The 19,193-nt window shown below is 56.7% G+C and carries 17 protein-coding genes; 6 read left to right on the forward strand and 11 right to left on the reverse strand.

What is annotated here, in order from left to right:
* Window positions 1-4 precede the first annotated feature (4 nt).
* From H6F46_RS04550 to H6F46_RS04575, 7 genes are all read right to left on the reverse strand, one after another.
* The gene (locus H6F46_RS04550; protein ID WP_099535028.1) at window positions 5-1,228 is read right to left on the reverse strand and encodes a Coenzyme F420 hydrogenase/dehydrogenase, beta subunit C-terminal domain; all 1,224 of its coding nucleotides are present in this window, start codon (window positions 1,226-1,228) and stop codon (window positions 5-7) included.
* Between the two features lie 202 nt (window positions 1,229-1,430).
* Complete coding sequence (locus H6F46_RS04555; RefSeq protein WP_190353740.1) at window positions 1,431-3,086, reverse strand: radical SAM protein; 1,656 nt, start codon at window positions 3,084-3,086, stop codon at window positions 1,431-1,433.
* A 100-nt stretch (window positions 3,087-3,186) separates the two neighbouring features.
* Complete coding sequence (locus tag H6F46_RS04560) at window positions 3,187-4,155, reverse strand: DUF362 domain-containing protein (protein ID WP_190353741.1); 969 nt, start codon at window positions 4,153-4,155, stop codon at window positions 3,187-3,189.
* 79 nt (window positions 4,156-4,234) lie between these two features.
* Window positions 4,235-5,311 carry a glycosyltransferase family 4 protein gene (locus H6F46_RS19525; RefSeq protein ID WP_190353742.1) on the reverse strand — a complete coding sequence of 359 codons (1,077 nt, stop codon included), beginning with the start codon at window positions 5,309-5,311 and terminating at the stop codon, window positions 4,235-4,237.
* Window positions 5,312-5,546: 235 nt separating this feature from the next.
* Window positions 5,547-6,959 carry an aspartate ammonia-lyase gene (locus H6F46_RS04570; RefSeq protein WP_190353743.1) on the reverse strand — a complete coding sequence of 471 codons (1,413 nt, stop codon included), beginning with the start codon at window positions 6,957-6,959 and terminating at the stop codon, window positions 5,547-5,549.
* A gap of 149 nt (window positions 6,960-7,108) precedes the next feature.
* Complete coding sequence (locus H6F46_RS19530; protein WP_255508890.1) at window positions 7,109-7,237, reverse strand: hypothetical protein; 129 nt, start codon at window positions 7,235-7,237, stop codon at window positions 7,109-7,111.
* 56 nt (window positions 7,238-7,293) lie between these two features.
* Complete coding sequence (locus tag H6F46_RS04575; RefSeq protein ID WP_190353744.1) at window positions 7,294-7,905, reverse strand: DUF3611 family protein; 612 nt, start codon at window positions 7,903-7,905, stop codon at window positions 7,294-7,296.
* 414 nt (window positions 7,906-8,319) lie between these two features.
* Here H6F46_RS04575 and dxr point away from each other — a divergent pair, with 414 nt between their 5' ends.
* On the forward strand, window positions 8,320-9,492 hold the full coding sequence (dxr, locus tag H6F46_RS04580; protein WP_190353958.1) for a 1-deoxy-D-xylulose-5-phosphate reductoisomerase: 1,173 nt from the start codon (window positions 8,320-8,322) through the stop codon (window positions 9,490-9,492).
* A gap of 147 nt (window positions 9,493-9,639) precedes the next feature.
* Here the strand turns inward: dxr and sppA are convergent, their stop codons facing one another.
* Window positions 9,640-10,482, reverse strand: a complete 843-nt coding sequence (sppA, locus tag H6F46_RS04585; protein ID WP_190353745.1) for a signal peptide peptidase SppA — start codon at window positions 10,480-10,482, stop codon at window positions 9,640-9,642.
* 93 nt (window positions 10,483-10,575) lie between these two features.
* Between sppA and H6F46_RS04590 the strand changes: the two genes are divergently transcribed.
* From H6F46_RS04590 to H6F46_RS04605, 4 genes are all read left to right on the forward strand, one after another.
* Window positions 10,576-11,652, forward strand: coding sequence for a DMT family transporter (locus H6F46_RS04590; protein ID WP_190353746.1), 1,077 nt, complete (start codon window positions 10,576-10,578; stop codon window positions 11,650-11,652).
* A gap of 212 nt (window positions 11,653-11,864) precedes the next feature.
* Entirely contained in the window at window positions 11,865-12,839 is a 975-nt protein-coding gene (locus H6F46_RS04595; RefSeq protein ID WP_190353747.1) for a hypothetical protein, read from the forward strand.
* Between the two features lie 55 nt (window positions 12,840-12,894).
* Window positions 12,895-13,671 (forward strand): hypothetical protein, encoded by a 777-nt coding sequence (locus H6F46_RS04600; protein ID WP_190353748.1) that lies wholly within the window; start codon window positions 12,895-12,897, stop codon window positions 13,669-13,671.
* Window positions 13,668-15,515 (forward strand): hypothetical protein, encoded by a 1,848-nt coding sequence (locus H6F46_RS04605; protein ID WP_190353749.1) that lies wholly within the window; start codon window positions 13,668-13,670, stop codon window positions 15,513-15,515. Before H6F46_RS04600 ends, H6F46_RS04605 begins: the two co-directional genes overlap by 4 nt.
* A gap of 110 nt (window positions 15,516-15,625) precedes the next feature.
* Here H6F46_RS04605 and H6F46_RS04610 read toward each other — a convergent pair whose 3' ends face one another.
* The 3 genes from H6F46_RS04610 to H6F46_RS04620 all read right to left on the reverse strand — a co-directional run bounded on the left by H6F46_RS04610 (window position 15,626) and on the right by H6F46_RS04620 (window position 18,232).
* The gene (locus H6F46_RS04610) at window positions 15,626-16,804 is read right to left on the reverse strand and encodes a bifunctional sterol desaturase/short chain dehydrogenase (protein ID WP_099532761.1); all 1,179 of its coding nucleotides are present in this window, start codon (window positions 16,802-16,804) and stop codon (window positions 15,626-15,628) included.
* Window positions 16,805-17,036: 232 nt separating this feature from the next.
* On the reverse strand, window positions 17,037-17,717 hold the full coding sequence (locus H6F46_RS04615; RefSeq protein ID WP_190353750.1) for a hypothetical protein: 681 nt from the start codon (window positions 17,715-17,717) through the stop codon (window positions 17,037-17,039).
* Window positions 17,714-18,232: an Npun_F5560 family protein gene (locus H6F46_RS04620; RefSeq protein ID WP_099532763.1), complete on the reverse strand. Its 519-nt coding sequence runs from the start codon at window positions 18,230-18,232 to the stop codon at window positions 17,714-17,716. The genes H6F46_RS04615 and H6F46_RS04620 overlap by 4 nt, the downstream gene beginning before the upstream one ends.
* 177 nt (window positions 18,233-18,409) lie before the next feature.
* Between H6F46_RS04620 and H6F46_RS04625 the strand changes: the two genes are divergently transcribed.
* Complete coding sequence (locus tag H6F46_RS04625) at window positions 18,410-19,189, forward strand: photosystem II S4 domain protein (RefSeq protein WP_099532766.1); 780 nt, start codon at window positions 18,410-18,412, stop codon at window positions 19,187-19,189.
* Window positions 19,190-19,193: the final 4 nt, after the last annotated feature.

The raw sequence follows: 19,193 nt of genomic DNA on the forward strand, positions 1-19,193 counted from the left end.
GGTTCTAGTCCGGTAATTGGTATTGCTCCACAATTTTTTGGGCATAGGCGGGCACATGCTCCGCGAGCTTTTCGGGATAGTGGCGCTTGACGTAGAGATAGTTGCGCGTGAAGTGGGAGTCGATCGAGAAACGAGCATATTCCAGACCCTTGGGCCCCACCCGCTCAATCACCAAACCCATCAACTTAGCCGCCCACATGGGAATCGTGACCCCCTTGTCATAGGCGGGAATGCTGTTTTGGACGGCGGCCCGACGCTCCCCTTGGGACATCACCGGTTGGGTTTCGATTTGGTCGCGCACCATTTCCAACAGTTCGCGGCCCGTTTCATTGCGCACCACCAGCCACTGCCAACCAAAGGGCGCACCCATATAGCCCACCACCAAATCCGCGAGGGAGTTGACGTAATCAAAACAGGTCATGCAGGAGGGGGCAAACACGTCCTTTAATTGATCGGTTTTCAGGCCAAAAAAGGGCACTGTTTCCGTGGAACCGTCTTCGTGCTTGAAATGCACTCGGAAATCCTGCATGAACTCGTAATAGACCACGGTGTCGGGCGATCGACTGGTGGTGTCGAGAAATTTTTGCAGGCCGGCCCGGGTCACGTTGTCCACGCAGGGCGTGCCGAGCACATAGAGCTTTTCGAGGCCTAGCTTGTCTTGGACAGCTCGCAGGGCTTGAATTTGGCAGCCCACCCCAATCACCAACAACCGCTTCATGCCCGATTGTTCAATCTGTTCCAAAACAGACAGGTTGGGCGAAAGGGTGGGTTTGTTCACCCGGGCAGCCAAGATTTCTTCGGGGGTGGTGGCAATCACCGGTTGGGGTTGGAAGCGGTCTTCCGGGGTGTTTTGCACACAGACGACCCCTTCCACTTTGCCGCTGGTGAGCATGGCGATCGCGATCGAGCTAACAATGCCGGTCCATTGGGCCCCCTCGATCGGCTCGGTTTTGCGCGCGGCCATCATTTCCTGATGCACGCCGAAGTAGATGTCATCTTCGACTTCCAGATTGCGGCTGCGGCCGTGGGCCTGGGTTTCCAGCTCGGCAATCTGTTGATTAATGAAGGCGCAGGCCTCTTTGACGTAATGCACATAGTAGGTGTCGCACAGACCGCATTCACTGCACAAATCCTTGGCGGGGCGACGGCTACCGGGCTTGAGGGCGCGAGCTTTTTTGTGGCCGAGGGGTGCTTGACCGGATTCGGAGGGTGATGAGGCGAGGGTCATGGCAACAGGCGGGCGTTGAGCATTGACGTGCGGTTTTTATTGTTTCATGGGCGATCGCTCCCGGTAACGGAAAATCAACAACCCGCAATGTTCGGCAACGAAGCAGCAAGGGAGTCGTGATCCCATCGCTGATTGATCGCTAGTCCAAACAAAATCCAGGCAAGGGCGATCACGGCGAAATCACGGCGAAATCACGGCGAAATCACGGCGAAATCACGGCAGCATCGGGCATTAGGGCCACGGCTTCCGCTCGGTGTTTTTTCAGGGTGGCGGCGGGCAAAGGCCCATGGAGATGTTCCCAGGGCAGCACTTCCCCTAAATCCCAGTTGCGAAACACATAATGATCCAGCGGGGGCACTCGATCGCGCAGTTCCTTGAAGGCTCGCCGGTAACTGCCCAGGGATACCCGATCGGGGTTGTCCGTGTCGCCCGCCCCATAGGCTCGCACCAGTTCCAACAGGGGGGTTAACCGGCGATCGCCCCGGGAAATCAGCGTCTGAATAATTGACCAGTTATAGCTCTCGGGGCGGAAGTCAATGCCATTGGAACGCAGGCGCTTTTGCAGCAATTTCAATCGCTTTTCCGCATCCCGATTCACCCCAAACCACTGAAAAGGGGTATGGGCTTTGGGCACGAAGGTACTGCAACCAAGGGTTAATTTCAGGCCCGGGGCGGCTTTTTTGAGCCGTAGCATCATGGCCGCGGTGGCTTCGATGTCGTCGGGGGTTTCTCCGGGAATGCCGGCCATGCCATAAAGCTTGAGGGCGCTGAGGCCGCCCGCTTTGGCGTTCACGGCGGCCTGTTCGATCGCTTCGGTGGCCAACTTTTTGTTGATGATTTGCCGCACCGTTTCCGAACCGCTTTCCACGGCCACGGTGATCGATTTGCAATCGCGGCTGGCCAAAACGCGGGCCAGCTTTTCCGTGACCGTGTTGGTGCGCACCGAAGCCACACTGAGCCGCACCTGTTCGTAGGCGGTTCCGGCCAGGCGATCGAGCAGACTGTCAAATTCAGGATGTTGGGTCACCGAAGCGCCGAGCAGGCCGATTCGGTTGGTGGCTTGCAGTCCCCGATCGATGGCCGGCAGCAAGGAGCCTTCCAAGTCCGCCGTCCGAAAGGGCAGGGTGAGATAGCTGGCCAAGCAAAACCGGCACAGTTCCGGGCAACTGCGCACCGTTTCCACCATGAAGATGTTTTCCCAGGCGGCGCGCGGAGTCACCACCGTGGACACCGAAAGGGCGTTGCCACGATAGGTTTGCTTGCTGACGGTGGCGGGAATCCGATCGCTCAGAGGCCGAATGGCGGCGATCGGGCCCGTGGGGTCGTGATACTCCACGGCGTACAGTTGCGGCACATACAGACCCGGCACTTGGGCCAGGGCTTCCAATCGATCGGCCCGGGGGCGATCGCGCTGTTCTAGCAGCTTATTCACCAGGGCATCGATCAAAATTTCCCCATCACCCAACAGCACCACGTCAAAATAGGCCGCGAAGGGTTCGGGATTCGCCGTCAGTACCGGCCCGCCCCCAAACACGATCGGGTGCTCATCGGTGCGATCGACCGCATGGAGCGGCAAGTCCAAATCCTCCAGCAACGCCATCACATTGACGTAATCCAGTTCCCAGGACATGGAAAACCCCACCAGGGCGGGCGATCGGGGCAATGGCTCCCGTGCATCCGTAAACAACCGTGCCACGGCCAACTCTGGCCGCGCCGCCAACATCGCCCAGACCACCTGATAGCCCAAGCTGGTGATGCCGACGGAATAGGTGTTCGGAAAGGCAAACACCGTGGGCAGGGCCTGGGGCAACGGCTCAGCGGGTTCAAACAGCAGGGTTTCGTCAGCAAAAGGAGCCATGCAACAACTGGAAAAGGCCAGAGAAAAACCAGAAAATAACCGGAAAGCAACCGGAAAATAACCAAAAACTAGCGGCAGTTAAGGAGCAGCTAGGAATAGCTCAAGATCGCACCGAAGTTTCCGCCGGGGCAAAGCGTTCCTTAAACAGCTTGATGTAAAGGTGCTTGAAGGTGGAACGAATCACCCGAGGCAACCCAAAATCGATCGGCATCAGGAAGCTGGATAAGCGCCAATCTTCGATCGCCAAGTCCGCCGGCCGCTGCAAAGGATAGGTCACCTGTTCCGGGGCCGGACAAACGCCCAAGGCTCCCGCCGCCGCCAAGGTGGGCACGGTTGCCGGATCCACCTGCAAGATGTCCGCCAAGGATCGATCGAGCGCAAACACATTAGCCGACGCACCCAACACCCCCAACAGGCGCGGTTCACCGTTGCTGGGGCCGTCGCCCTCATGGCCAATGATTCCATCCACGATCGTCAAGTCGGGGTCGATCGTCCGCGCCGTTTCCACCAACATGCGCCCAAACCGAGCCACATCTTTTCCCGCATCCAAATGCCACCAGGCCTTCAGCTTGCCCGGCACGCAGCCAAACAGATTCTTCACCCCCAGCGTAATCGTCAATTGGCAGTGGGATTTCACCTTGGGCAAATTAATCACCACATCTGCATCCATGGCTTCCTTGCTCAAGCGCAAGTGACCAAATTCGCCGCTGAGGCTGTCGTAGCGCTGGCCCCGAAATTCCACGATTGGGATGTTCAAGCGTTGGGCGATCGAAGCCAGGCCGTTGGCCTTGGCCACGCCAGCCGCGCTGCCAAAGGCGGGACTGTCGCCCAGAAAGGGTTGCCCACCGGCCGCCAACACCAACTCCGCCACCACCTGCACCAGCTCGGGGCGGGTCGTGCATTCTTTGGCGGGTCGCGATCCGGTCAGGAGGTTGGGTTTCAACAGCACCCGATCGCCCGGCTGTACAAAGGCCGCCATCCCGCCCAAGGGTTCCAACAGGGCCACAACTTTTTCGCGCAACAGATCCAAATCATAGCTAGTGGCACTGAGCAAGCTAACGGGAACCATCGGCATTTCTCCTGGTGTTTTGGGGGGCAATGGTTGAAAAGAGGGATCGAAATGATCGAAATTAAGGGTCGAAATGGGGTTAGAAAATAATCGAGGGCGGAGCAATCGCCTGATTTAAATCATAGGTTGGTTGACTGGAATCCTGGGTTGGTTGACTGACATTAGGGGGCTTGGGTAAAGATTGCCCCGGAAAACGCCCTAGGATGGCTGACCAAGCTGCCACCACATCATCCGTTTGATTAGCCAAAGAATAGGTGTTGCGAATATAGGCCGATGCTTGTTTGACCTTGGCGATCGTGGCCTCGGGACGGTTAACCCAATCATCGATCGCCTGTTCAACCGCCTGGACAAATCCTAAAATATCGCCCCGCTCGATCGGGTAAGAAAACTCCGGCTTGAAAAATTCCCGCCCGCCGCGGCCGTGGTAACCCACCGTGAGACAGCCCGCCGCCATCGCTTCCGCCGCCGGTAAGCCGAACCCTTCGGGATCACCAAAACTCATAAAAATTGCCGAATTTCGCATCATTTCTGCTAATTTCGCCTGCGGCAAATCCAACACTCGCACCAAGTGAAATCCCTGGAGCCGGTCGCGATGGCGCAAGATTTGGCAAACCTGCTGAACATCTTTGAGGTTTTTGCGCGCCAAGAAGCAAATTTGATTGCTCTTTCGTTCAGGAAAATAAAATAACTCCGGATCAACGCTACACCGAACCCGGTGAACCTTAACTTGCGGGAAAGCCGTTTGAATATAGTTTTTGCTGTCTTCAGAAACAACAATCACGCCTAATAAATTTGGATCAGCATAGGGCAAATATTCGTCTTTAAAATTCACTGAAAATTTTTCAAATGTGTAATAGACATTTTGATTAAAAATCACAAAGGGAATATCTTTGGGCAGCTTGGCATATTCCGCCTGTTCATAGACCTCGGGCACAACCACAATGCTGCGATCGGGGTTAATGGTCAAAATTCCCCCGAGGATGCGTGTTTTATTGGGAAACCACTGACAACGAAATTCCGCTTCTCTGTGCAAAACCGCTGCGGAAAATCCCGACTGATTCAACAAATCCACCTGGCGATAGATCATCTGTACGCCGCCGGTTGGTTTTGTAAATTGTCGGCAGGGAAAATAAATCTCGATCGCCTTTGGATCCACGGTTAATCTACCTAATTTTAGAAACTAGAAGCATGACTCAAGACCTACATTGATCACTGAAGTTGATCACCAGAATCACCAGAATTTGTCAATCAAGGCCGAGGTAAATTAGCCTTGGCAATCATCCAGGATAATCATCTAAACGGCTCGATCGCACCGTTAGCAACTTCGCTCAAAACTGGGCTGCCAACTGCACCATCCAAAGCACAATTCGGGCGATCGAGCCGTTCAAACCCTAGGCCGTTGGATTCGGCATTTGGCTCATGGTTTCCAAATCCAATACTTCTGCCAACTGGGCCTCATCCATTAGCCCTTTTTCCAAAACCAATTGGCGCAGAGATTTACCCGTTTCTAGGGATTCTTTAGCGATCGCAGCGGCATTCAAATAGCCAATGTGCGTATTCAGCGCCGTCACCAGGGCCAAGCTTCCTTCAGCATAGTGCAAACAGCGATCGGGATTGGCTTCAATGCCCACCAAACAGCGATCGCTCAAAGCGGCGATCGTGTTGCCCAAAATCTCAATACTTTGAATCAGATTGTAGGCAATCAACGGCATCATCACATTCAATTCCAGTTGCCCCGCCTGGGCTGCCAGAGCGATCGCCTGGTCATAGCCCATCACTTGGAAACAAACCATTGAAGTCATCTCCGCCATCACCGGATTATATTTACCCGGCATGATTGACGATCCTGGCTGCACAGGCGGCAATTGAATTTCCTTAAATCCGGTTTTGGGCCCCGAATCCATCAAGCGCAAATCATGGGAAATCTTGGCCAAATCCTGAGCCAAATTCCGAATCGAACCGGACACATTCACAAAAGGAGCCATACTTTGCATGGCCGCCATCAAATGGGGAGCCGATCGTAAGGGTTGCCCAATCAATTCTGAGAGTAATTCAGCGACTCGGAAGCGATATTGCGGATGGGTGTTCATCCCGGTTCCCGCAGCGCTGCCGCCCAATCCCAAGACGCGCAAATCTTCCGCTGCTGTGGTAATTCGTCGCTCATGATCGCGCAAAATATAAGCCCAAGCCCGGAAGCTTTCGCCCAATCGCACGGGCACTGCGTCCTGCAAGTGGGTGCGACCAGATTTAACAATTTCTTGGAAAGCGATCGCCTTGGCTTCCATGGCAGCGATCGCCTTTTTGAGGGCTGGAAACAGGGTACGATCGAGCGCCAACAGCCCCCCAATCCGAATGGCCGTCGGAATCACATCATTGGTTGACTGCCCATAATTCACGTGATCATTAGGACTGACGCGGCCATAGTTGCCCTTGCGATCGCCCAACAGTTCCAAGGCTCGATTGGCCAAAACTTCATTCACATTCATGTGATGGGAAGTGCCGGCCCCCGCTTGGTAAACATCCACCACAAATTGATCGCGCAATTGACCTCGCAAAATTTCATCGGCCGCTTGCACGATCGCTTGGCCTAATTCTTCCGAAATACAGCCCAACTCTGCATTGGCGATCGCGGTGGCTTTTTTGATCAGCAAACAGGCATCAACATAGGTGGGTAACGGTTTAAGGCCGCTAATGGGGAAATTCTCGATCGCCCGGCAAGTTTGAATCCCGTAATAGACCGTATCGGGGATTTGCCATTCCCCCATCGAATCCTTCTCAATCCGAAAGTTGTCAGCGTTGCTCATGGTTTTGGGTTGTTGATTGTCAGTGTTAATTTTACTGAGATTGATGACTAGAGTGAATGATTGATTGAAATGGATACTTTTCAGCAATTTCTCAGAATTGCTGTTCTCAACCGTTCCTCTTAATCACTCTTCTTGATCACTCTTTTTGATTATTTGGATTTTTTATTTTGCTCATCATTCATCGCTTGCATTCCACTGGCCAACATCCAAAGCCCACCCAAAACAATTCCACCGGCCAAAGCACCCAACAGCCAATCCAAATTCATGCCACTTTCCATAAAAATCTTCTCAATGAGATCAGTGTTTTTGTCCGTCTAATCGATGCATCAGTTTCTTAACTGGAAGGGCGATCAATTCGGTCATAGAGCCACAGGGAAATCACCATGCCCATAAAGTTGGCAGAAATTCCCGCCAAATTAGCTACCACCACAAACACATCCAAGGGCCGGACAATTTTAGTGGGGTCGGTAATGGCTACCCCGGCCGGCTGGGATACTGCTTTCGAAACCAAAACATAGACCGCCACACCGGAGCCAATCAGGGTTAAAACCACCCCAATCATGCCCGCATAAACGCCCATTCTCAACAATTGAACGGTTTCGGTTTTGCGTGGTTGCGGTTCGTTGGTTTTATGAATTAATCCCTTGGCAATTCGGGTATATCGAAAGGATAAAACCGTGTTGAATGCCGCCACAATCACGCCGCAGGTGGCCCAAAAAATGCCGATGCTGACCCCTTGGGCCGCCCCTTGGCCCGCCAGCCCCGGCACGGCAATCAGCAACAACAAAATGGCGGCTAACCCGAGGGCTAATTGCACCCAAAACCCAATCCAACCGCCCAGTTGCAGGGTGGCGGCAATGCGCTGGAGGGATGGCCGCGGCCCCCCATTTTTCTTTTTAAATGGTGGGGGTGGGGGCGTGGGGTTGGAATCGGGACGGCTCAACATGGCAACAAGGGCAGGGTTGTGAAGATGCGGAGTTTGACAAAACGATCGGCAAGGCGGGCAATGGCACAAAAACAGCAAGGCCCAGCATCGAGGTCACGGGTTGGGCTTGCCCCTAAAGCGTGGCATATTGCCGAGCCTCTCGCGCCGTTGAGGATGAATCGCAGAGGGATGAATTTTGCGATCGATTCCCCCCTTTTTTGACATAGATCGGGGACATATATCGGGCGTGAGAACACGAACGATCGCCCCTGGCGCACACCATCCTAATATTGGGAGGAATCTGCTCAACGCCACAGCAGCTCCCACAGTAACCCACCCGCAGCCATTCAAAATAACAGCCATCCACCGCAACGGGCCATTCCAAAATCAATGAGTTTCAAAGAAATGAGTTTCAAAGAAATGGGTTTAGAAACCGTGAAAGCAATTACTCTTCTGGGTTCCACCGGCTCGATTGGAACCCAAACCCTGGATATTGTGTCCCAATATCCCGATCGATTCCGGGTGGTGGGTCTGGCAGCGGGCAGCAATGTGACCCTATTGGCGGAACAGGTGCGACAGTTTCGGCCCGAAATTGTGGCGTTGCGGGATGGGAGCAAGCTGGCGGAACTGCAAGAGGCGATCGCAGATTTAGATCCCCAACCCCAACTGGTGACCGGAGAAGCGGGCATCGTGGAGGTGGCAGGCTACGGGGATTCGGAGGTGGTGGTCACGGGGATTGTGGGCTGTGCCGGGTTGTTGCCCACGATCGCGGCGATCGAAGCGGGGAAAGATATCGCCTTGGCGAATAAGGAAACCCTGATTGCGGGTGGCCCGGTGGTGTTGCCCCTGGTGCAAAAGCACGGGGTGAAGTTGTTGCCGGCCGATTCTGAGCATTCCGCCATTTTCCAATGCCTGCAAGGTGTGCCTCAGGGGGGCCTCCGTCGCATTTTGCTGACGGCTTCGGGTGGGGCCTTCCGGGATTGGCCGGTGGAGCGGCTGGCGCAAGTGACGGTGGCCGATGCGCTGAAGCATCCCAACTGGTCGATGGGCCGCAAGATCACGGTGGATTCAGCCACCCTGATGAACAAGGGGTTGGAGGTGATTGAGGCCCATTTCCTGTTTGGGATGGACTATGACGGCATTGATATCGTGATTCATCCCCAAAGCATTATTCACTCGCTGATTGAGCTGCAAGATACATCGGTGTTGGCTCAGTTGGGTTGGCCAGATATGCGGCTGCCGTTGCTCTATGCCTTGTCCTACCCGGAGCGGATTTATACGAATTGGGAAACGTTGGATTTGGTGAAGGCGGGCGATTTAACGTTCCGTGCGCCCGATCGCGCAAAATATCCCTGCATGGATTTGGCCTATGCGGCGGGTCGAGCCGGGGGATCCATGCCAGCGGTGTTGAATGCGGCCAATGAGCAGGCGGTGGCCCTGTTCCTGGAGGAAAAGGTGCATTTCCTGGATATTCCGAAGCTGATTGAAAAGGCTTGCGATCGCCACCGGGCGGACAATCGAACCCAGCCGACCTTGGAAGACATCCTGGAGGCCGATCGCTGGGCCCGCCAAACGGTGTTGGATTTGCAAACGGCGGCGATCGCCTAACCCGCTTTTTTCGGTAATGACTTTCGGTAATGACTTGGGGCGTAATTGGGACGTAACCGGAGGGCGCAAGGCGGTGCGGGTGCGCCCATACCCGGATTGCGATTTGGCATGGAGGATGCACGATTGTGCGCCCAGGATGCCGTGCGTCTAGGGGCGATAGAGCCAGAGGGGAACACCGTTCGTGGCCAACTCAAAGTCCAGGGTGCTGAGGGCCCGATCGACCTGAGACCCCATCCAAGGGCCGATCAGCCCCTGGGCCCGGCCATCGGAATTCAGCAACCGGGCTAAGGGGGGTTTGCGCTCCTCGATCGTTTGCACCACCACCTTCTCCGGATCCAGCTTGGTCAAGTCTGCCAACCAGCGGCGGGCATCCTCTTCCGTGCCCAGGCGATCAATTAAGCCCAATTCCTTCGCCTGCTCTCCGGTAAAAATTCGCCCATCGGCAAAGCTGCGCACCGTTTCCGGCGGCAAATTGCGCGATTGGGCCACGGTCTGCACAAACTGGTGATAGCTGCTGTCAATCAGGGATTGCAGGATTTGGCGTTCTTCGTCGCTCATGGGGCGATCGAACGCCAGGATGTCCTTATAGGGCCCGGACTTAATCACCTTGAAGGAAACCCCCACCTTATCCAGCAAGGATTCAATGTTGTTGCCTCGGATAATTACGCCGATGCTGCCGGTAATAGTGCCGGGGTTCGCCACAATCTGGTGCGCCCCCATGCCAATGTAGACCCCACCGGACGCGGAAATATTGCCAAAACTGGCCACGATCTTGGTGGTTTCGCCCAATTCTTTCAGAGCGCTGTAGATTTCCTGAGAATCTCCCACCGTACCGCCAGGGCTATCGATCCGCAGCAACAAACCGGGATATTTGCGCTCTTTCACCACCTTCAGGGCCTTCAGCACCCGTTGACGAGTGCCCCCGGCGATCGCCCCGGAGATTTCAATGCGCGCGAGTTGTTTACGAGTATTGGGCTTGAAAGGCCACATGGGAATTGCCGTCTCGACACCAAAGGAGTGGATACAATTCTAGGGTTTAGTTAATATTTCTTAAAGTTATTGATCAAGTGATTGATCCCAGCCATGACCGCCCAACCCGTCAATCCCCAATCATCGCTGCAATCCTGGTGGGGGTGGCTGCTGCTGATTTCGCCCTTTTTCTTTTGGGGCACAGCCATGGTGGCCATGAAAGGCACCCTTGACCACACCACACCCTTCTTCTTGGCGGGGTTGCGGCTGGTGCCAGCGGGGTTGTTGATTTTGGGGGTGGCGGCCCTGACCGATCGCCTCAAACCGATCAGTTGGGTCGGGTGGGCCTGGGTGGCGGCCTTTGCCCTGGTGGATGGGGCCCTGTTCCAAGGCTTTTTGGCCCAAGGCTTGGCCCGCACGGGAGCCGGGTTAGGCTCCGTGACCATTGACTCACAGCCCCTGGCGGTGGCCCTAATGGCCCGCTGGCTCTATCGGGAGCAGATCGGGCCCCTCGGTTGGTTGGGGCTGCTGTTGGGGGTGGTGGGCATTGCCGGTGTGGGGCTGCCCGATGAATGGATTTTGCAGTTGTTGAACGGCACGGCCTGGCAAGCGCTCTGGCAAAACGGGGCGATCGGCTGGGATTCCGGGGCGATCGGGCAGGGGCTAGCGGCCTTGCTGAATAACCTCTGGGGCAGTGGCTTTTGGTGGATGCTGTTGGCGGCCCTGTCCATGGCGATCGGGACGGTGATGGTGCGGCGAGTGAGCCAGTATGTGGATCCGGTGGTGGCCACGGGTTGGCACATGGTCTTTGGCGGAATGCCCCTGTTTGGGCTGTCGGCAGCATTTGAGGTGAGCCAATGGCAAGGCTTGACCCTGGCCGATTGGGGATCGATCGGCTATTCCACACTCTTTGGCAGCGCGGTTTCCTATGGGGTCTTTTTCTTTTTTGCCTCCAAGGGGAACCTCACCAGCCTCAGCGCTTTGACCTTTCTCACGCCGGTGTTTGCCCTCCTGTTTGGCAATTGGTTTTTGGGGGAAGTGCTCAGCACGGTGCAAACGGCGAGTGTTTTGTTGACGCTGGTTAGCATTTACCTGGTGAATCAGCGGGCGGTGATTGCCCAGAAATTGCGATCGATTCATCCCAAGTTGGCTCCCATCCCGATCGAGGTTTCGTCCAAAGAGTCCCCTTGATCGCCTCGATCCTCCAACAAGAATCAAAAAGAGAATCAACAACACGAATGAGTAGGGAATAGCAAGCCACCGGAACCGCCGACCGTTCCTTGAAGTCGGTTGCTATGGTGGAAACGGGTTTCAGAGTCGTGCCCATCCCCGCCGTTGAGATCGAAATCTCGCGCCCTGACTTCAAATCATTCCAATCAAAATTTCACACCAGGAAAAACACCATGGCTCGATCGCGCTGGCAAGGACGTGCGCTGGGATTGTTGATGGCGATCGCGCCGATCACCGCCCCCGCCGCCTGGGCAAACACCCCCACCGCCCCAGGGAGCACCGGCTCCGCTCGCCCGGAAATGACGCTGCAAACACAAATTGCCCCACCGCAAATCACCCTGCTAGAAACGGGTCAGGGCGATCGGCAGTCCTTGCGATTGCGCCTTCAGCAGGGCGATCAGCAGCGATCGTTATTGGTGATGAAAAGCCAAATGCAACTGACCCTGGCGGGCCAACAGCCGATGCCGATGCCCGTGCCGGAAATGCGCCTGCTGACGGAAATCACCATCAATCAGGTGGCCAGCGATGGCCAAGTGAGCTACACCCTGCGCTATCCCAAGATCGAAATGATTGCGCCGCCGGAAATGTCCTTCGTGCAGCAGGCCATGGACAGCACCGCCCGAGAACTGGAGCGAATTCAAATTCAGGTGGAGGGGGACGATCGGGGAAAACTGTCGAAGGTGAATGTGCTGGCGGACGGTGAGCTTTCGGCCCCTTTGCAGGCCAGCCTTGGCCAAATGACCGAATCGATTCGCAACAGCAACATCGAATTTCCCGCCGAGCCGATTGGGGTGGGAGGGCGCTGGCAAAGTGTCACGGAAATTGAATCCGGGGGGCTGCGAATTCAGCAGCGGGCGGTTTATCAGGTGGTGGAAATCACGCCCGATCGGGTGGTGTTGAACGTGACCGCCGAGCAGACGGCTCCACCCCAAAAACTCACCATTCCCGGTCTGGCCCCGGAGCAAGCCCCTTCCCTACGGTCGTATCAGGCCAATGGTTCGGGTCAAATTCAGATGAACTTCAACCGTGTGGTTCCCACCCAATCGAATCTGTCCCTGAAGGTGCGATCGGAAATGGAAGGGTTACCCGGCGTGGGCACGGCCCTGATGACCGGTAACTTAGAAATGACCCTGGAGCCGCAACCATAGCGCACTTGCCTATAATTGGGGGCCCTCTCTGGTCGCGATCGGGCGATGCGCAGTAATGGAGTTGAAAGTTGCCCTGTCGGCGCGGCGGGTGCTGGGTTGGTTGTTGGTCGCGGTGGTGCTGTTGACCCTAGCGGGAACGGCGGTGCAGGTGGCGAAATATGCCTTTGGCTATCGCGAAGGCTGGACAAGGCTGTTTAACCTCGATCGGGAATACAACCTGCCCTCGTTGTTTTCCACGGGTTTGTTAGGGGGCTGTGCTCTGTTGCTCCGGGCGATCGGCCAGCGAGCGGCCGCCTTGGGCGATCGCTGGGCCCCCTCCTGGCGGCTGTTGGGTGGCATTTTCACCTTTTTGGCCCTGGATGAGTGGTTCAGCATCCATGAAATTTTGATCTTGCCCGATTTGGCGAAATGGGCAGGGTTGCCGGGCTTTTTGAAGCAAATTTGGGTGATTCCAGCGGCGATTGCCGTGGGTTGGGGGGCTTGGCGATTTTGGCCCTTTTGGCGACAGCTCCCCCCCAAGTTACGCGGTCGATCGCTGTTGGCGGGCTGTTTGTATGTTTCGGGGGCGTTGCTGATGGAGATGGTGGGCGGAGCCTATTCCGCCGATCAGGGGCAACAAAACCTGACCTATGCCCTGCTGACGGTGGTGGAAGAGGTGGCGGAAATGCTGGGAACCACCCTGTTTTTGTGGGCGTTGTTGGTGCATTTGGGATCCTGGTCGGGGAAATTTTCCTTGCTGCTCGATTTGGGCGATCGAACCCTGGGCGATCGAACCCTGAGCAATCAAAACTTGAGCGATCGACGGGATCCCCAGGATCCTCAGCAGCCATGATTGGCAAATGGCGCGGCCCGCAAGGCTTCTCAACCAGGCTCGGGGCGATCGGACAGGTTGCTTTTTGGCGATCGGGTTGGGCCGTCCTGGGATGGACATTGCTGGGGGCCCTGGTGCGGTTTTGGAATTTGGGGGGCAAACCGCCATCCAGCATTGAAGTGGCCTCGATCGGGTTCGGGCTGGGCAACGGGTTTGATCATTTGCCACTCGATCGGCTGGTCAGCTTGGCGGAACTCTTGGAACCATTACGAGTACAACCCACCGTGGGGCTGGATGAAACGATCGCCCGTTTAGCGGCCCAAAGCACCCATCCGCCCCTCTTTTTTGGGTTGATGCATGGCTGGCTGAGGGCGCTCACCCCAGCAGGTGGGTTGGTGGACTTGGCCACGGCGCGATCGCTCAGTGCCCTGTTGGGTTGTTTGGCAATTCCCGCCGGATTCTGGCTTGCCCAATGGCTGGCGGGTCACCTGGCTCCCCCCCAAGACGGCGCAGCAACCCCACAGCCCACCGATCGGCCTGTGGCGGCCCTTTGGATGGCCCACGGAGTGGCGGCCCTGTTAGCCCTGTCGCCCTATGGGGTGGCCATGGCCCAAGAAGCCCGACACTACACCCTAGCCATTCTGTGGGCGATCGGCACTTGGGCCGCCACCTTCGGAGCCGTTCATCGGTTGCAGCAGGGGCGATCGCCCGGTTGGGGCTTGGGAATGGCTTGGGTGCTGGGGAATGGCCTCAGCCTGGCCACTCACTATTTTTGTCTGTTGGGGATTGCGGCCCAGGGGCTGGCGATCAGTTGGTTAGCTTGGAGCCAAGGGCGATCACAGGGGTGGTCAATCCTTCGGGGACGGCCCTGGCGGGTGATGGGGGTGATTGCGCTGGCCCAAATCGCCCTGGCGGCCGCTTGGTTGCCGGCCATGGCGGGAGCCTCCGAAAGTGAACTCACCGCTTGGATTCGGGAGGATCTGAGTCCGGCGGAATGGTTCTTGCCGCCCCTGCGGTTGCTGGCTTGGTTGGCAATCATGGTGGTGTTACTGCCAGTGGAACAGCAGCCCCTGCCGGTAATCCTGGGCAGCGCGATCGCCCTGTTGGCCGTTTTGGGATTGCTGCTGCGGATGATTGGGCCCGTTTGGCGATCGGGTTTGGCCCGTCCTGCGCCGCTGTGGTGGGCAATCAGCATTGGGATCGTGGGGCCGTTGGTGCTCATGCTGCTGTCGATTTACAGCGATCGGGGTGACCTCAGCGTTGCTCCCCGATACCAGTTTGTGCATTTCCCACTGGTGGTTTTGGGGGTGGGGTTGGCCCTGGGTCAGCGATCGGCCGATCGCGCTCCCCTTTCGATCGGGCGGTGGCAGGGGTCGGGGCGATCGGCCATGGTCGCGATCCTGGTCGTCAGTCTGTTGGGGAGCTTGGCGGTGGCCAACAATTGGGGATTTTTGAAGTCGCGGCAGGTCGATCGGCTGTGGGATCAAATCGAAGGGCGATCGACCCATACCCCCTTGCTCGTCAGTCACATTGAAACCTATGCCGAAATTCGCGGCACGGTGGCGATCGCCTACGAGTGGCAACGGCGACAAGCGCCACCAACCCATCAGCGCCCGGCCCAGTCCCCAAATTCGCCCCAATTCGCCCCGCAATTTTTAATGCTGCAAGAGGCGAGCGATCGGGCCGATGCCCAGGCTCCCTTAGCCCAAGTGATTCAGCAGCAGGCCCGCCCCTTTGACCTGTGGACAGTTGACCTGTCGCCCGCCTTGGACTTGGAAGCCTATGGGTGCAAGCGAGCGAAGGAACGCCGCCGACCCACAGGCTATCGTTTACGCCACTACCAATGCACCGAAGCGGCTTCTTGATTTACCCTTTAGCCCCAATCATGCCGATTGGGTGAACGGGGTCGATCGACCCGGCCAGCATTTGGCCATCAGTTGGCCATCAGGCTGGATGGGGGTTTTTAAGCAGCAACCTAGGCGCGATCGGGCTTGGCGAAGGCACGGAAGTAGAGCGATTTTGCCAACTCTTTGATCGGAAAGAGCAGATAGGTCAAGGGATTGATCGTCACGATGATGTTGCGCACATCCCGTTCCGCCAAGGCCACAATCGCCCGTGCAACCCACCCCGCCGACATAATCCCGATCGGGTTGAGATCGCTCTTGAACGGGCCAAGAATCAGCTTCCGCACCACACAGGGCGCATCCAAGCGCCGCAGGGTGATCAAATCCCCGATCGCCCGTTTCGATAGCTCATACAGGGGGCTAAACGCCGGGTTCACTTCCGCTTCGGAGGTGTTGACCCAAACTTCCTTCAGGGCCCGGTGTTCCGACTTGGTGACCGTCTCAAAAAATAGTTCCATCAACCGCCAAGCGGACAGGGTGTTTACCTCCAGCGCTTGGGCCACGGCCGCCGCCGAGCGATCGCCCTGATTTACCCCATGGTTGATGATCAAAATATCCACATTGGCCAGGGTTTCGCGCAGGGCCGCCTCTTCGCCCGATCGCCAAGTGACCACCCGCACATTGCCCTCAAAGGTGGTTCCCTCGCGCGTTGTCAGGGCCACCAACCTCGCCCCTCGGCTTTGCAACACGGCAATCAGGGCCCGGCCCATGCTGCCCGATGCCCCGGTAATCGCGATTGTTTTGCCCTTCAGGGACAGGGCTGTACCCAGCAGCTTATCCACAAACGTCAAAGACCCACAGTAATAGGCATTGCCCGAATCAAAATGGTGTCGCCAATGGTAAGTACGATTCACCGTCCAGACGGAGGGGTTGCTATCCAGATCGCCTGCCTTGTGGGTTAGGTCGGTTTCCATCAGGTAGCCGCGCGATCGGGCGATCGCCGTGGCTAAAAAGCCCAGGGAATAGATGCAACCCAGCCACATTCCCCACTGACCCGACACCGCCGCCGTCAGTCCCACCACCGAAGCCATGGTGGCCGCTTCGGGCGCATCGTTGGCCAATTGAGCTTTGTAATAGGCATCAAGGCTGCTGATGGTTAGGTCACGGCGATAGACCTTGTGGTGCATGTTGTGGGCCCGTTGGAGCGGTTCCCAATAGTGGCCGGCCACATGATAAAAATCGCGCACGATTTCGGCCAGGACGATCGAGCCGATCGCCCAACTCAGTTGTACGAATCCCTCTGCGTTCATGATTTGTTTCTACTTAGCCCAGCTACAGATGCTCAAAACGGTTCAAAGTTGAATTGCCATGGGATCAGGTTCAACCTGGCGATCGATTGCCCAGAATTGGGAAGGACTCGATCACCCAGTTCGCGGGGCTAGGAGGCAGTGTGTTGAATTGAGTTGAATTGAGCTGCATTGAATTGAACTGAATTGCACCAATCGTCAATCAGCCCAAGCGTCAATCAGCTAAAGACAATGGCTATAGAATAGCGACTTCCCGGAGCGGCTGATGCAGCAAACAACGGAGATGGCACTCAAACAGGTCGGGCGTTTGGACTCCAATGCTGGCGATCGCGGGGGCCGCCGGGAAAGGTAACAGCCGATCGAAATAGACGGGATTTGGATCTTTGTCCGGGCGATCGAACCCGAATTGCATCAAATACAAACCGGGGGGAAGCCGGAGCCAATTCATTAGCTCAAAGCCCAGCCGATAGGCCGCCTGTCGATCGCGATCGGACAGGTGATGGGGCTGAAGGAACTGACCCGTTGAGCCAGATTCCGCATCGAGGGCGATCGCTTCACCATACAGAGGCCCCTTGGCGGTCACGATCAGGGGTAGCCACAACTGACCCTCGCCGTTGGGCCAATCTAATTCCGCCGTCACCCGCGATCGCAAGCTCTCGGCCGCCGCGCAGGTCACCCAGGTGGAACGGTGAACCCAGTCCGCCGGAAAGCGATCATCCTCCAGGATTCGTAACGTTAGGGGACAGTCGATCGCCCCCGGGCCGCCGGGCAAAGGAGTTTCATCACCCACCACAACGATCTGCGGGTCAAGCCGTAGGTCAACCGCCACGGACTTCAATCGATCGAGCGCCACCGACAGCCAATCCCCAGCGGCCAGCAAATCCGCCCGACCGATCCAAACTCTTAGACAGGTCATGGAGTTTCGCCAGCAAATTCGGGGAGGTCAAGACTGCCGGGGCGACGACTGCTGACCGCGAGTCGATAGCTGACGCTTTGCAATTCTGCCTGTAGGTTGCGGTTTTCCTGTTGCAGTTGGCTCACGCGCTCTTTGATGGCGCTCAGGCGGTCTTCAAACTTGGAGCGATAGACGTTGGGCAATTCCTGAATCGTTTGCTCCAACATCCGGCTGCGATCGCCCAGTTCTTGCACTGACTGGCGTAATTGGTAGATTTCCGCATCTCGATCGGCCAATTGATCTTGATAAAAACCCACCTGTTCTTCCACTTCCCGCACCCGATCGCGCAGGGCCTGCAATTCCGCCTGATGGCGCTCTGGCTGGTCGGAGGTGGGCACCAGGCCCGCATTGCCCTTCACCAAGCGGAACAGTTCCTGCGAAAGCTGCTGTACCAAGCGATCGCGCATTTGCAGTTCATCACGCAAGCGGGCAATTTCCGCTGGGGCTGCTTGACCGTTCAATCCGTCGGCTTGCATCACGGCAATGGGATGGGGTTAATAATCGTATGGACAACGCTACCGTATTTTTTAACCCAAGATTGGCTTGAACAGCTAGGGCTAATCAACAGGCGGTCTTGGCTGCGCTGGTTTTGATTCGCTGTTTTTGCTGTTTTGGCCGCATCCGCTGACTCCAACGCTGACTTCAAAAAGACCGTGCTACCTCGCGAAACCCTGCTGAAACGTGCAACCCACCGAGAAACGATCGCCCGGGCGATCGACCTGGCAGACCAGAGCCTAAAAACCTGGGAACCGGCCGTGAGCGATTTTCTGTCACCGCCGGAAATTGCCGATATCCAAACCGTCTTCAGTGGCTTGGCGGAAGTGGTGTTCATGCCTTGGGGGGGCTATCCCCAAGCGGAACGGCAGCGGGTGGCCTTTGCCCGATCGGAACTGCCGCTGATCACAGACGCGATCGAGGTGGCGGCCTTGGAAATTGCCGGGAATTTTTTGTTTGACCCGGCCACCCATCGGGACTTTTTGGGGGCCCTGTTGGGGACGGGGCTGGTGCGCGACAAGGTGGGCGATTTGTTGGTGCAGGGGGAACGCGGGGCCCAAGCCCTGGTTGCGCCGGAGGTGGTGGAGTTTTTGGAACTGAACCTCACCCAGGTGCGATCAGTGCCGGTGAAAACCCGCGCCATTCCCCTCAGTGAACTGAAGGTTCGTGAACCCAAGAAAAAGGAAATGACGACGGTGGAGGCTTCTTTGCGCCTAGACGCGATCGCCTCCGCCGGGTTTGGCATCTCCCGCAGCAAAATGGCGGAGGCAATTTCCGGGGGCGATGTGCGGGTGAACTGGAAAGACATCACCAGCCCCAGCCATTTGCTGAAATCGGGGGATTTGGTGGTGTTGGCGGGCAAGGGCCGCCTCTCGATCGGGGAAATTGCCACCACCAAGAAAGATCGCTATCGGGTGCAGCTCACGCGATTTGTTTAGGGGG

Source organism: Limnothrix sp. FACHB-1083, assembly GCF_014696485.1.
Lineage (GTDB): Bacteria > Cyanobacteriota > Cyanobacteriia > CACIAM-69d > CACIAM-69d > CACIAM-69d.

Bases quoted from the DNA above. Each gene is read 5' to 3' on its own strand.
- H6F46_RS04600 (WP_190353748.1), top strand. From the start codon at position 12,895: ATGGAGTTGAAAGTTGCCCTGTCGGCGCGGCGGGTGCTGGGTTGGTTG.
- H6F46_RS04610 (WP_099532761.1), bottom strand. From the start codon at position 16,804: ATGAACGCAGAGGGATTCGTACAACTGAGTTGGGCGATCGGCTCGATC.
- H6F46_RS04595 (WP_190353747.1), top strand. From the start codon at position 11,865: ATGGCTCGATCGCGCTGGCAAGGACGTGCGCTGGGATTGTTGATGGCG.
- H6F46_RS04605 (WP_190353749.1), top strand. From the start codon at position 13,668: ATGATTGGCAAATGGCGCGGCCCGCAAGGCTTCTCAACCAGGCTCGGG.
- H6F46_RS04550 (WP_099535028.1), bottom strand. From the start codon at position 1,228: ATGACCCTCGCCTCATCACCCTCCGAATCCGGTCAAGCACCCCTCGGC.
- H6F46_RS04560 (WP_190353741.1), bottom strand. From the start codon at position 4,155: ATGGTTCCCGTTAGCTTGCTCAGTGCCACTAGCTATGATTTGGATCTG.
- H6F46_RS04620 (WP_099532763.1), bottom strand. From the start codon at position 18,232: ATGCAAGCCGACGGATTGAACGGTCAAGCAGCCCCAGCGGAAATTGCC.
- H6F46_RS04590 (WP_190353746.1), top strand. From the start codon at position 10,576: ATGACCGCCCAACCCGTCAATCCCCAATCATCGCTGCAATCCTGGTGG.
- H6F46_RS04570 (WP_190353743.1), bottom strand. From the start codon at position 6,959: ATGAGCAACGCTGACAACTTTCGGATTGAGAAGGATTCGATGGGGGAA.
- H6F46_RS04575 (WP_190353744.1), bottom strand. From the start codon at position 7,905: ATGTTGAGCCGTCCCGATTCCAACCCCACGCCCCCACCCCCACCATTT.
- H6F46_RS19530 (WP_255508890.1), bottom strand. From the start codon at position 7,237: ATGGAAAGTGGCATGAATTTGGATTGGCTGTTGGGTGCTTTGGCCGGT.
- H6F46_RS04555 (WP_190353740.1), bottom strand. From the start codon at position 3,086: ATGGCTCCTTTTGCTGACGAAACCCTGCTGTTTGAACCCGCTGAGCCG.
- H6F46_RS04615 (WP_190353750.1), bottom strand. From the start codon at position 17,717: ATGACCTGTCTAAGAGTTTGGATCGGTCGGGCGGATTTGCTGGCCGCT.
- sppA (WP_190353745.1), bottom strand. From the start codon at position 10,482: ATGTGGCCTTTCAAGCCCAATACTCGTAAACAACTCGCGCGCATTGAA.